Consider the following 10,104-nt stretch of genomic DNA (forward strand, 5'->3'; position numbering starts at 1 on the left):
GCTGGTCCAGCGCCTACCGGACCACCGGCCTGGCCCAGGCCGTCCTGGCGTTCGTGCTGATCGTCAGCCTGCCGCTGTGGGGGAAGGTCAACCCGACCGTGCCACCCGGGCACGCCACCCGGAGCGACGAGGCGCAGGAGGCCGCGAGCGAGCCGTCGGGCAGCGGTAGCACCCACGTCCCGCTCGCGCAGGCGCTGCGCATCCCCGGCGTCGTCTCGATCCTGATCGCCTTCTTCGCCTACTGCGCGCTGGAGAGCACCTCGATGCTGTGGGCATCGACGTACCTGGTCGCCGACCGCGGGGTCGCCCCCGCCACGGCGGCCGCGTTCGCCTCGCTGTTCCTGCTGGGCATCACCGTCGGACGGTTCCTGGCCGGCTTCCTCGCCGACCGCACCAGGGACCGGCGGCTGATCCGCGGCGGCTTCGCGATGGTCGGCCTCGGTGTCGTGATGCTGACCCTGCCCGTGGAAACCGACGCGCTCGCCCTCGTCGGCCTCGTGGTCGCAGGACTGGGGTGCGCGCCGATCTACCCGGCGATCATCCACTCCACCCCGGTCAACTTCGGCCGCGGCAACTCCCAGGCCGTCATCGGCATCCAGATGGCCGCGGCCTACACCGGCTCGACCCTCGCGCCACCCTCGTTCGGCCTCGTCTCGGCCTGGGCGGGGATGTGGATCCTCCCGCTGTTCCTCGCCGCGCTGGTGGTCCTGGGCCTGCTGATGTCCGAACGCCTCAACCGGCTCGTCGCGCACCGAGCACGAGCCGACCACCTCGCCGGTCGGTCCTGACCCGCGCGCCGGGCCCGGCCGGAGCAGCACCGGAGGCGTTCAACCGGGTGAGGCCAGGGCCCAGCGCAGGGCGTCGGGCAGGAGGACACCGCCGTGGTTGGGGCTGTGACCGCCCTCGCCGAGGACGAGGCGGATGTCGTAGCCGGCCTCGGCCAGTGCGGCCGCCACGCGCAGGTTCTCCGCGAACCAGTTTCCCGTCGGCTGGTTCCAGCCGAGGTCGCGGTGCCTGGCCTGCAGGAAGAACCGCAGCGGCTTCGGCGCGGTGCGCGCGAGGAGGCCGGGGTAGGGGTTGCCGCCGGGCATCTGGGCGAAGCTGGACAGGAAGCACACGGCGCGGCGGAAGCGGTCCGGGCGCAGCCAGGCGGCGGTGAAGGCCGCGTTGCCTCCGCTGCTGCCTCCGCAGACGACCCACCGCCCGGGGTCGTCGGTGACGGCGTACCGCGCAGTGACCAGCGGGACGACCTCGTCCAGCAGCAAGGTCGCGTAGCGGTCGTCGAAGGCGTCGTACTCGACGTTGCGGTTCTTCGGCTGGGCGGCGCCGGGGAACTCGCCGGGGTCGACGAAGACCCCGATCGTGGATGGGATGTCGCCGCGGTGGACGAGGTTGTCCAGCACGACGGCGCCGCGGACCTCGCCGGCGGGGTCGAGGTACCACCAGCCGTCGTTGAACACCACCAGGCCGGCCGGTTGCGAGTCGTCGTACCGCGCAGGGACGTGGATCCAGATTTTCCGCGAGGTGCCCGGGTAGACGCTGCTGGCGTCCCACCGCAGCTCGGTGGTCGTGCCGGCGGGTACGCCGGGCCGACGGGAGGAGTCCGGGCCGTGGGCGTAGCGGACGTCGCCGAGGTCCAGGGGGAGGGGACGGTACGACACCGGCTCCGCGGCCCGGTGGTGGGCGGACCTGGACGTCACATCGCGTCGTCCGTGCCGGCCCGGCGCAGCCGCACCACGTCATCGGTGATCGTCACGGGAAGCGACCTTGCCCGACCGCTGCTCCGCGGTCCACCGCATCGCGCTGCAGCACGCCGCCTCATCGGCATCGGCTCAGGTGGTGGCCGTAGGGTCTCGGCGTGCAGCGCTTGCAGGTGCACCGCGAGGACGTGACCCTGTCCTACCTGGACACCGGCGGTCCCGGACCGGTGGTGATCCTCCTGCACGGCCTGGCCGGCAGCGCGCAGGAACTGGTGGCCACCGCCGAGGCGCTGGCCGACGGGTACCGGGTGCTGGTGCTGGACCAGCGCGGCCACGGGCACAGCACCCGCCGCCCCGCCGACACCTCCCGCCGCGCCCACGTCGACGACGTCGCCGCCCTCATCACCACCGCGGCCGGCGGCGGCCCGGTCTCGGTGGTGGGGCAGTCGATGGGGGCGCACACCGCGCTGCTGCTGGCCGCGTGGCACCCGCACCTGGTGCGGTACCTGGTGCTGCTGGAGGGCGGCGTCGGTGGCGGGGCGGAGGACACGTCGGCGCAGCTGGGGAGCTGGTTCGCCGCCTGGCCGGTGCCGTTCCCCTCGCGGGAGGCCGCCGTGGAGCACCTCGGGGGGACACCGATCGCCGTGGCATGGGCGCAGGACCTGCACGAACGCGACGGCGGGTTCTGGCCGCGCTTCGACGCGGACGTGGTGCAGGCGGCCATCGCGGCCGTGGCCGAGGTGGCGCGCTGGGCGGAGTGGCAGCAGGTGCAGGCACCGACGCTGCTCGTGCAGGCGGAGCGCAGCGACCTCGACACCGCGGAGATCGACCGGATGCTCGCGCTGCGGCCGGGCACCGGCCACGTCGTCGTCCCCGGCGCCGGCCACGACGCCCACCTCGACCAGCCCGAGGCGTGGACGCGCCTGCTGTGCAGCTACCTGGACTCCACCCACGCGCCCCTCCCGGACCGATAGGCGCTGAACGCCGACGACGTGCCCGCCGCCACCCCGGTGGCACCGGTGGGCGGCTCAGGATCGGTGCCGGACCTGCCGATGCGGAAGGACACGCACCGTTCCCGAGGTCCGCGGAAGGTCCTGCCCCATGTCGTCCCTGCTGCGCCGCGCCCGCGTGGGCACACGCCTCGCCCTCGCCTTCGGGGTCGTCCTCGCCCTGCTCGTGGCCACCGGCGCGGCGGCCCTCGCCAGCATCTCCGCGCAGTCGCGCTCGCTGGCCGAGCAGCGGCAGATGACCCAGCTGCTGCGCTTCGTCGACGAGCAGCGCTTCTACAACGGCGACGTCAGCGGTTGGCAGGTCGCCTACGCGTGGGACGCCCGCCGCATCGGGCTTCCCGAGGCCGTCGAGGACTCCTCCGACAACCGCGCCGGGTTCCTGACGGCCAAGGCCGCTCTGCAGGAGGCCCTGGCCGCGGCGCCCACCGACCTGATGACCGACGGCGAGCGCGAGCTCGCCGCGCAGGTCGCCTCCCTCTGGGACGAGTACTTCGCCTCCGAGGAACGGGCCGTGGCGCTGTACCGGTCCGGCGACGTGGTGGCCGCCGAGACCGAGTTCCTGGAGGTCGGCTTCGCCGCCTACGCCGACATGCTCGTCGCCACCCAGGAGCTCGCGGAGTCCGTCGAGACCCGCGCCTCCGCGTCCGCCGTCGAGGCCGACGCCGCCGCCGACCGCAGCCGCACCCTCGTCCTCGCCGCGCTGGTCGTCGCGGCCGCGCTGACCGTGCTGCTGCTGGTGGTCCTCACCCGCAGCGTCGTCGGCCCGCTGCGCCGCGCCGTCGCCGACCTGCACCGCGTCGCCGAGGGTGACCTGACCGTCGTGCCCGTCGTCGACGGCGGCGACGAGTTCCGCGAGATGGCCGAGGCCCTGGAGGCCGCCGTGACCGCCACCCGACGCACCGTCGGCGAGGTCGCCACCAGCGCCCGCGAGGTCGCCGGGATGGCCGAGGAGCTCGCCGGGCGCTCGCAGGAGCTGTCCGCCGCCAACGAGCGCGCCGCCGACGACACCGACCGGGCGGCCCGCTCGGCGGACGTGGTCTCCGCGGACGTGTCCACCATCGCCACGGGCGCGGAGGAGCTGGGCTCGGCCATCAACGAGATCTCCTCCGGCATGGCGCAGTCGGCCTCGGTGGCCCGCGAGGCCGTGGAGGCCGCTGAAGCCACCCGCGCCACCGTCGCCGAGCTGGGCGACGCCACCCGCGCGATCGCCAGCGTCGTGGGCACCATCACCGCGATCGCGGAGCAGACGAACCTGCTGGCGCTCAACGCCACCATCGAGGCCGCCCGGGCGGGGGAGATGGGCAAGGGCTTCGCGGTCGTGGCCGGCGAGGTGAAGGAACTGGCGCAGCAGACCGGGCGCGCCACCGAGGACATCACCCGCAAGGTCGCGGCCATCGAGCGCGGCAGCACCGATGCAGCCGTCACCATCGGCCGCATCGCGGAGATCATCGCGCGCATCGACGACCACCAGGCCGCCATCGCCGCTGCCGTGGAGGAGCAGACCGCGACCACCGGTGAGCTGGTCCGCACGGTGACCGGCGCAGCCGAGGGCACCCACGAGATCGCGGGGGTCCTCTCCGGTGTCGCCAGCGCCGGCGCAGCCGACCGCGCGAGCCTGGAGCAGGTGCGCGCCTCCGTCGAGGCGCTGCGCGAGACGTCGGGGCGGTTGCGCGAGGCGGTGGGCGCCTTCCGCGTCTGAGACGCGCGCCGGGTTCCGCCCGGAGCCCTGCGCGTCGGTGAGCGGCGCCGTGACCGGACGCGCCGCGGCGCGGCACGAGCGGACGTCGGCCACCGCGATCCGCACGACGCCACGAGCGTGACGCCAGGACACCGCCGCGACCCGCGGGGCGCGGCTGGGTTCCCCGGGTGGAGGAACGGCTGGCCGGGGGGCGCGAGGTCCTCTCCCACCTGCACCGGCAGACCGTGGGGGACGACCGGCCGGGGCACCCCGACGTCAGGGTGAGGTCCGCGGCCGCGGCCCGGCCGGCAGGCCCAGCGCGTCGGCCACCAGCCGCGCCAGCCCCGGCTCGCCCAGCCCGGTGCCGACCTCGACGGCGGCCAGCCCGCACCGGTGGGTCTCGCGGCGCAGGTGGTCGGTGAACAGCCGGTCCCGCTCCAGCAGGTTGGCCAGCGCCCGCGGCGGGTCGCCGGTCCGGCCAGCGATCTGCCACAGCCCGCCCCGCGCCTCGAACGCGGCCCGCCGGAACTGCGGTGTCGGCAGCAGCCACACCGCCTGCCGCGGGGCGCTCAGCAGCGGCGCGACCAGGTGCGGCAGCAACCGGAACCCCTCCACCAGCACGCCCCGGTCCGCGGGCAGGGCCAGCAGGTCCTCCACGACCAGGTCGAAGGCCTCGCCGCGGAACCAGTGGAAGGTCTCCAGCATCTCCTCCGGGGAGCGGTGGACCCAGCGCTCGTCCTCGTCCATCGCCAGGAACGCGTGCAGCTGCGGGCACCGCCGCGGCGGGCAGCGCCGGGCGTGCTCGGCCATCACGTCGTCGGTGGCGTACAGGTGCAGGTCGTGCTCGGCGGCCAGGCGCCGGGCGGTCGTCGACTTGCCCGCCCCGCTGCCCCCACCGAGCCAGCGCACGTGCCGCAGGTCCCCGCCGTCCACCGCCACCCACCCAGCATCGCCCCACCGGCCCGCGGGCCGGGCCCGTCAGCCCAGGCCCGCGGGCCGGGCCCGTCAGCCCAGCAGCGCCGCCAGGGCCGCGGGGGTGCGCCCGTCGTCCACCGGCGTGTAGACCACCACGGACAGCCCCGGCACGTCGGCCGGCACGAGGCGGTGCTGCTCCAGCCGCAGGTCGCCCACCCGCGGGTGGTGGAACAGCCGCTCGCGGGAGGTGAACCCCTCCACCCCGCCGCCGGTCCAGCCCGCCCGGAACTCCTCGCTGGCCGCGCTCAGGCGCGCCACGAGCGCCGCGACGGCGGGCTCCCCGAGGTGCGGGCCGGCCTCGGCGCGGAACTCGGCGAGGAACCGGCGGCTGTCGGTGTCCCAGTCGGGCAGCAGCTCGCGCACGTAGGGGTCGGTGAACACCGACCACAGCAGGTTGCGGTCCGCGCCGGAGCCGATGTGCGGGTAGAGCACCGCGTAGGCGGCGTTCCACGCGGCGATGTCCCACGCGCTGGTCAGCGCGAACGCGGGCGAGCCGTGCAGGGCGTCGAGGAGCCGCTGCACGTGGGCGGGCGCGACGGCCGGGGAGGCGGCGGTGAGGGCGGGCAGCCCGGCCAGGGACAGCACGTAGGCGTGCTCGGCCGCCGACAGCCGCAGCGCCCGCGCCACCGCGTCGAGCACCTGCCGGGAGGGGTGGATGTCGCGGCCCTGCTCCAGCCACGTGTACCAGGTGACGGAGACCCCGGACAGGGCGGAGACCTCCTCCCGGCGCAGCCCACCGGTGCGGCTGCGCGGCACCGGCGGCAGGCCGAGGGCGGCCCGGTCCAGCTGCACCCGCCGGGCGCGCAGCAGGGCGCCCAGCTCGCGGCGCTGCGCCTCGGTGCTCACCCCGCCAGGGTAGGCCGCAGGGTAGTGGTGCCGGTACCAGTACCAGGAGCGTCTTCCTCCCGGGCGGCCGGTGCCCGACGGTGGTGCCATGCCCGTCCTGCGCTCCCGCACCGTCACCCACGGCCGCAACATGGCCGGCGCCCGCGCACTGCTGCGCGCCGCCGGCGTCGCCCGGGAGGACTTCGGCAAGCCGATCATCGCCGTCGCGAACAGCTTCACCGAGTTCGTCCCCGGCCACACCCACCTGCAGCCGGTGGGCCGCATCGTCTCCGACGCGATCAAGGCCGCCGGCGGGGTGCCGCGGGAGTTCAACACCATCGCCGTCGACGACGGCATCGCCATGGGCCACGACGGGATGCTGTACTCCCTGCCCAGCCGCGACCTCATCGCCGACTCCGTGGAGTACATGGTCGAGGCGCACCGCGCCGACGCCCTGATCTGCATCAGCAACTGCGACAAGATCACCCCCGGGATGCTGATGGCCGCGCTGCGCCTCGACATCCCCACGGTGTTCGTCTCCGGCGGCCCCATGGAGGGCGGCACCGCCGTCCTCGTCGACGGCACCGTCCGCACCCGCCTCAACCTCGTCTCCGCCATCGCCGACGCCGTCGCCACCGAGGTCTCCGACGAGGACATCGCCCGCATCGAGGAGGCCGCCTGCCCCACCTGCGGCTCCTGCTCGGGCATGTTCACCGCCAACTCCATGAACTGCCTCACCGAGGCCCTCGGCCTGGCGCTGCCCGGCAACGGCTCCGTGCTGGCCACCCACACCGCGCGCAAGAAGCTCTACGAGGACGCCGGGCGCACCGTCGTGGAGATCACCAAGCGCTGGTACGAGCAGGACGACGCCTCGGTGCTGCCCCGCAACGTCGCCTCCCGCGCCGCGTTCGACAACGCCATGTCCCTGGACATCGCGATGGGCGGCTCGACGAACACGATCCTGCACCTGCTGGCCGCCGCGCAGGAGGCCGGGCTGGACTACACCCTCGCCGACATCGAGCAGCGCTCCCGGCAGGTGCCGTGCCTGACGAAGGTCGCCCCCAACGGCACCTACCTCATGGAGGACGTCCACCGCGCCGGCGGCATCCCCGCCATCCTCGGCGAGCTGGACCGCGCCGGGCTGCTCGACCACGACGTGACGACCGTGCACTCCGCGTCGGTGGCGGAGTGGCTGAAGAACTGGGACGTCCGGGGCGGCTCCCCGTCGGCGGAGGCCGTGGAGATGTTCCACGCCGCGCCCGGCTGCGTGCGCTCCGCCACCGCGTTCTCCCAGTCCGAGCGCTGGCACTCCCTGGACACCGACGCCGCCGCCGGCTGCATCCGCGACGTCGCGCACGCCCACTCCGCCGACGGCGGCCTGGCGGTGCTGCGCGGCAACCTCTCCCCCGACGGGGCGGTGGTGAAGACCGCCGGCGTCGACGAGTCCATCTGGACGTTCACCGGCCCCGCCGTCGTCGTGGAGTCGCAGGAGGACGCCGTCGAGGCCATCCTCACCGGCCGCATCAGCGCCGGCGACGTCGTCGTCATCCGCTACGAGGGGCCGCGCGGCGGGCCGGGCATGCAGGAGATGCTGTACCCCACCTCCTACCTCAAGGGCCGCGGCCTGGGGAAGGTGTGCGCCCTCGTCACCGACGGCCGGTTCTCCGGCGGCACCTCGGGGCTGTCCATCGGGCACGTCTCCCCCGAGGCCGCCGCGGGCGGGGTCATCGCGCTCGTGGAGGACGGCGACAGCGTCGTCATCGACATCCCGAACCGGGTGCTGCGCCTCGACGTGCCCGAGGAGGTGCTCGCCGCGCGCCGCGCCGCGCTGGAGGCGGGCGGTGGCTACCGGCCCGCGAAGCACCGCCCGCGCAAGGTGTCCACGGCGCTCAAGGCGTACGCGGCGCTGGCGCTGTCGGCGGACAAGGGCGCGGTGCGCGACACCAGCGGCTTCGCGGGCTGAGTCCCCGCGGGCGGTTCAGCCACCCAGTGCCGCCGCGAGCGCGTCGACGAGCGACCGCGCCGTGGACCCGTCCGCCGCACCGCGGTCGGGGTTGAACTCCACGAACGTCGCACCCGCGAACCCCGGCTGCGCGACCAGGGTCGACAGCACGGTCCCCAGGGTGTCCAGGTCGAGGCCGCGGCCGTAGATCGGGATGTCCGCGGCGGGCACGGCGAAGAAGTCCAGCACGTCCACGTCGACGTGCACGACGAACCGCTCCCGCCCGCCCGTCACGGCCGCGACGGCCCGCCGGGCGCACCCGGCCGGATCGGCGAGCACCTGCCCGGCGGGCAGCCGGACGCTGGGCACGAGCCCGTGCACGTCCTCCTCCTCGTCGGAGTACCCGAGGAAGCAGACGGCGTCGGGGGTGAGCAGCGGGCGGCGCGGGCCGAGCCCGGCGATCTCGGGCACCGCGCCCGGCAGGTCGAGGGCGTGCGCCACCCCCATGGCGTCGAGGATCGGTTCCGGCGGCAGCAGGAGGTCCTGGCCGCCGTCGACGTAGACGAGCCCCACGTCGCCGAGCTCCGCGACGGCGGCGGACACCAGCGCCAGGGCCAGCGTGCAGTCGCCCCCCAGGACGAGGGGAACCCTGCCCTCCCGCAGCACCCGCCCGATCGCCGGGGCGGCGTCGGCGAGCACCGCCGCGGCACCGGCGACGTCGTTCGGGCGGCCGGGTTCGACCGCGCTGCGCCAGCGGGTCACCGGCCGGTCCCCGGCGTCGGTGACGTCGAGCCCGGCCGCGGCGAGCGCGTCGAGCAGGCCCGCCGCCCGCAGCGCCGCCGGGCCCTTCTCCAGCCCGGGCGCGTGGGCGGCCGCGCTGGTGGGAACGCCCAGCACGCCCCAGCGCGGCACGGCCGGTGTCACGCCGCGGCCCCGGTCGTGCGGTAGGTCGCCACGACGGTGCCCGTCGGGGACGTCGTGCTGCGCACCACCTCCAGCGGCACGTGCGTGCCGTCGAACAGCCGGGTGCCGCTGCCGAGGACGACGGGCAGCGTGGTGAGGACGAACTCGTCGACCAGGCCGGCGGCGGTCAGGGCGTGCACCAGCCGCACGCTGCCCAGCACCACGACGTCGCCGTCGGTGTCGCGCTTGAGGTCGGCCACCGCCGTCGGCAGGTCGCCGCGCAGCAGGGCGGAGTTCGGGTGCGGCAGCGGCTCGGCCAGCGTGGCCGAGACGACGTGCTTGGGCGTGGCGCGCAGGATCTCGGTGAACGGGTTCGGCTCCGGGGTGGAGAGCCAGAACCCGACGAGGTCGAGGTAGGTGCGCCGGCCGAACAGCAGCGCACCGGTGCGGCCCTGTCCCTCGAACGCCGCCTGCGCCGCGACCGGGTCGGCCATCAGCCGGCTCGACGCCCAGCCGCCGAGGGCGAACCCGCCGCGGGTGTCCTCGTCCGGCCTGCCCGGCGACTGCGCCACCCCGTCCAGGGAGACGTTCTCCACCACGACCAGCTTCCCCACCGCCACCACCCCGCTCCCGCCGCGCGGCGGGGCCCTCCCGCCAGCGGGCACCGTCCTACCGCCGGGCACCGACACGGGCGGGCTCCCTCCCGCGGAAAGGACCCTTTCCGCACTCCCGGGCCCCTTCCGACGACGGAAAGGGTCCTTTCCGCGCGGGAGGGGGAGGGAGGGGAAGGGATCGCGGGGGGAGCCTCAGCACCCCGCAGCACGAACGACCGTCAGGTCCCGAAGCCACCACTTCGACGCACATCGCCTCTCGAGCGCTCGGCGTGTGCTGGAATCGGCGTCCGCAGTCGCCCACCGTGCTCACCGGAGCCGGTTCGCCTGTGATCCGTCGCACCGTCCCAAGCGCGGTGCTCGCCGTGTCCGGAGGTCTCGTGAAGTCCGCAGTTCGCACGCTCGCCACCGCCGCGGTCGCCGCCGTCGCCGTCAGCGCCGTCTCCGCCCTGCCCGCCGA

General features: G+C 75.2%; 9 protein-coding genes. 4 read left to right on the top strand and 5 right to left on the bottom strand.

What is annotated here, in order from left to right; all coding sequences use genetic code 11:
* A partial coding sequence (locus ABEB16_RS10440) for an MFS transporter (protein ID WP_345712189.1) occupies positions 1–788 on the top strand: 788 nt, incomplete at its 5' end.
* 39 nt (positions 789–827) lie between these two features.
* Here the strand turns inward: ABEB16_RS10440 and ABEB16_RS10445 are convergent.
* Positions 828–1,661: an alpha/beta hydrolase gene (locus ABEB16_RS10445; protein WP_345712190.1), complete on the bottom strand. Its 834-nt coding sequence runs from the start codon at positions 1,659–1,661 to the stop codon at positions 828–830.
* A 197-nt stretch (positions 1,662–1,858) separates the two neighbouring features.
* On the opposite strand from ABEB16_RS10445, the gene ABEB16_RS10450 reads away from it, so the two are divergent.
* The gene (locus ABEB16_RS10450) at positions 1,859–2,674 is read left to right on the top strand and encodes an alpha/beta fold hydrolase (protein ID WP_345712191.1); all 816 of its coding nucleotides are present in this window, start codon (positions 1,859–1,861) and stop codon (positions 2,672–2,674) included.
* 127 nt (positions 2,675–2,801) lie between these two features.
* Positions 2,802–4,409: a methyl-accepting chemotaxis protein gene (locus ABEB16_RS10455; RefSeq protein ID WP_345712192.1), complete on the top strand. Its 1,608-nt coding sequence runs from the start codon at positions 2,802–2,804 to the stop codon at positions 4,407–4,409.
* A gap of 255 nt (positions 4,410–4,664) precedes the next feature.
* On the opposite strand, the gene ABEB16_RS10460 is transcribed toward ABEB16_RS10455, so the two are convergent.
* Together ABEB16_RS10460 and ABEB16_RS10465 are read right to left on the bottom strand one after the other, a co-directional pair.
* Entirely contained in the window at positions 4,665–5,327 is a 663-nt protein-coding gene (locus ABEB16_RS10460) for a hypothetical protein (protein WP_345712193.1), read from the bottom strand.
* Positions 5,328–5,393: 66 nt separating this feature from the next.
* Positions 5,394–6,209 carry a helix-turn-helix transcriptional regulator gene (locus ABEB16_RS10465; RefSeq protein ID WP_345712194.1) on the bottom strand — a complete coding sequence of 272 codons (816 nt, stop codon included), beginning with the start codon at positions 6,207–6,209 and terminating at the stop codon, positions 5,394–5,396.
* A gap of 88 nt (positions 6,210–6,297) precedes the next feature.
* Here ABEB16_RS10465 and ilvD point away from each other — a divergent pair, with 88 nt between their 5' ends.
* Positions 6,298–8,151: a dihydroxy-acid dehydratase gene (gene ilvD, locus ABEB16_RS10470; RefSeq protein ID WP_345712195.1), complete on the top strand. Its 1,854-nt coding sequence runs from the start codon at positions 6,298–6,300 to the stop codon at positions 8,149–8,151.
* A 15-nt stretch (positions 8,152–8,166) separates the two neighbouring features.
* On the opposite strand, the gene ABEB16_RS10475 is transcribed toward ilvD, so the two are convergent.
* Together ABEB16_RS10475 and ABEB16_RS10480 are read right to left on the bottom strand one after the other, a co-directional pair.
* Positions 8,167–9,054: an arginase family protein gene (locus ABEB16_RS10475; protein ID WP_345712196.1), complete on the bottom strand. Its 888-nt coding sequence runs from the start codon at positions 9,052–9,054 to the stop codon at positions 8,167–8,169.
* Positions 9,051–9,647 carry a dihydrofolate reductase family protein gene (locus tag ABEB16_RS10480; RefSeq protein WP_345712197.1) on the bottom strand — a complete coding sequence of 199 codons (597 nt, stop codon included), beginning with the start codon at positions 9,645–9,647 and terminating at the stop codon, positions 9,051–9,053. Before ABEB16_RS10480 ends, ABEB16_RS10475 begins: the two co-directional genes overlap by 4 nt.
* Positions 9,648–10,104: the final 457 nt, after the last annotated feature.

Origin of the sequence: Kineococcus glutinatus (genome assembly GCF_039542765.1) — a bacterium.
Classification (GTDB): domain Bacteria; phylum Actinomycetota; class Actinomycetes; order Actinomycetales; family Kineococcaceae; genus Kineococcus_A; species Kineococcus_A glutinatus.

Bases quoted from the DNA above. Each gene is read 5' to 3' on its own strand.
- ABEB16_RS10455 (WP_345712192.1), top strand. From the start codon at position 2,802: ATGTCGTCCCTGCTGCGCCGCGCCCGCGTGGGCACACGCCTCGCCCTC.
- ilvD (WP_345712195.1), top strand. From the start codon at position 6,298: ATGCCCGTCCTGCGCTCCCGCACCGTCACCCACGGCCGCAACATGGCC.